Annotated in this window: 2 protein-coding genes; both read left to right on the top strand. The window is 62.1% G+C overall.

Annotated features, from left to right (window positions below; genetic code table 11):
• Positions 1 to 381: pyruvoyl-dependent arginine decarboxylase (locus BP858_RS05315; RefSeq protein ID WP_286879036.1), on the top strand; the 381-nt coding region annotated here is incomplete at its 5' end.
• A 208-nt stretch (positions 382 to 589) separates the two neighbouring features.
• Positions 590 to 1,879 (top strand): aspartate--tRNA(Asn) ligase, encoded by a 1,290-nt coding sequence (gene aspS / locus BP858_RS05320; RefSeq protein WP_286879037.1) that lies wholly within the window; start codon positions 590 to 592, stop codon positions 1,877 to 1,879.
• Positions 1,880 to 1,916: the final 37 nt, after the last annotated feature.

Genomic DNA, 1,916 nt, shown 5'->3' on the forward strand with positions numbered 1-1,916 from the left:
GAGGGCTTAACGCACCTCTCGCCAGGCAGTATTGTCTACGTCGTCATGGCCCGGAATGAGACCAATGAACCGAGCAGGCTTGTCTCTGCCGCCATAGGCCACGCGATGCCGAAGGAGAGCAACACCTACGGCTACCTCTCCGAGCACCATGCTTTCGGAGAGACGGCAGAGGTCTCGGGCGAGTACGCCGAAGACCTCGCGGCAACCATGCTCGCCACCACGCTCGGCATCGAGTTCGATCCTGACCGGGCATGGCAGGAGCGGGAACAGATCTACAAGGCCAGCGGCCGGATCATCAGCACGACCCATACCTGCCAGTCGGCGGAAGGGGTCATGGACGGCCGCTGGACAACAGTCATCGCCGCGGCAGTCTTCCTCTGAGAACCCCGGCATCCATCTTTTTTGCACGATAGAGACCCAAGCGCCCGCCCCTCCCTGGGTGGGGGTTTGCGGAGTCGCGGCGCCGCATACGATTCTTCCCGCGGATGCCCGGTTCCGGCCTCTTCCGGACGACCGGAAGAGCGCCTTCCAGGGCAGGAGCGTAAAACAAAATACCTCCCGGGGCCCACATTGTACCCAGGTATTTAATATGCGTCTACCAATACGGGCCGTAACCCCGGAATCCGAATCTGCTGAAATTATCGGCTGGGTACACGAGGTCCGCGATCTCGGAGGACTGACGTTCTTCCTGATCCGCGACCGGACCGGCATCATCCAGGTGACCATCCCGAAGAAGAAAGTCCCGGCCGAGATCGTCGAGGCAGCCCGGGACGTCTCACGGGAGTCCGTGGTCAGGGTCCAGGGCAAGGTCAAAGCGATCGAGAAAGCACCCGGGGGACGCGAGATCGTCCCTGAAGAACTCGAGATCATCAGCGTCGCAGAAAGCCCGCTCCCGCTCGATGTTGCCGAGAAGGTGCCTGCCGAGATGGACACCCGGATCGACTCCCGGTTCCTGGACGTGAGAAAACCGCGTGTCCGCGCAATCTTTGCCATCCGCTCGGTGGTGACCTGTGCCGCGACCGAGTTCCTCCACTCCCGGGGCTACATCAATATCACCACCCCGAAGATCGTCGCCGCCGCCACCGAGGGTGGTACCGAACTCTTCCCGATCGCCTACTTCGAGAAAGAGGCGTTCATGAACCAGAGCCCCCAGCTCTACAAGCAGATGATGATGGCGGCGGGTTTCGAGAAAGTCTTTGAGATCGGCCCCATCTTCCGCGCCGAGGAGCACAACACCGTCCGGCACCTCAACGAGGCCACGTCGCTTGACGTGGAGGCTTCGTTTGCCGACCATAACGACGTCATGGAACTCCTCGAAGACCTGATCGTCTACGTCTACGAGGCTGTCGCGAAGACCTGCGGCGAGCACCTGGCGGAACTGGGCGTCGACCTCGCGGTCCCGGAGAAGCCCTTCCCGAGGATCCCCTACGCTGAGGCGATCGAGATCGCGAATGCGACCATCGAGGAGAAACTCGCCTTCGGCGACGACCTCTCCCCGGCGGCCGAGCGGGCGATCGGTGATGAGATCGGCCAGCACTACTTCGTTGTCGACTGGCCGACCGAGATCAGGCCCTACTACGCGATGCCCTACCCTGATAAGCCCGAGCTCTGCAAGGCGTTTGACCTGATGCACCCCAGGATGGAACTCTCCTCCGGCGCCCAGCGTATCCACGATCACGACCTCCTGGTGGAGCGGATCCGCGCGAAGGGTCTTGCGCCCGAGGCCTTCGAGTTCTACTTAAAAGCGTTCCGCTACGGCATGCCCCCGCACGCCGGGTGGGGACTCGGTATCGAGCGCCTGGTGATGACGATGCTCGGTCTTGGGAACATCCGCGAGGCAGTACTCTTTCCGCGTGACCGACATAGACTGACTCCATGAGACTGATGAGCAGGCTCCTGCCCACCACGGTGGTCGG

Origin of the sequence: Methanoculleus sp. UBA413, assembly GCF_002502935.1 — an archaeon.
Lineage (GTDB): Archaea > Halobacteriota > Methanomicrobia > Methanomicrobiales > Methanoculleaceae > Methanoculleus > Methanoculleus bourgensis.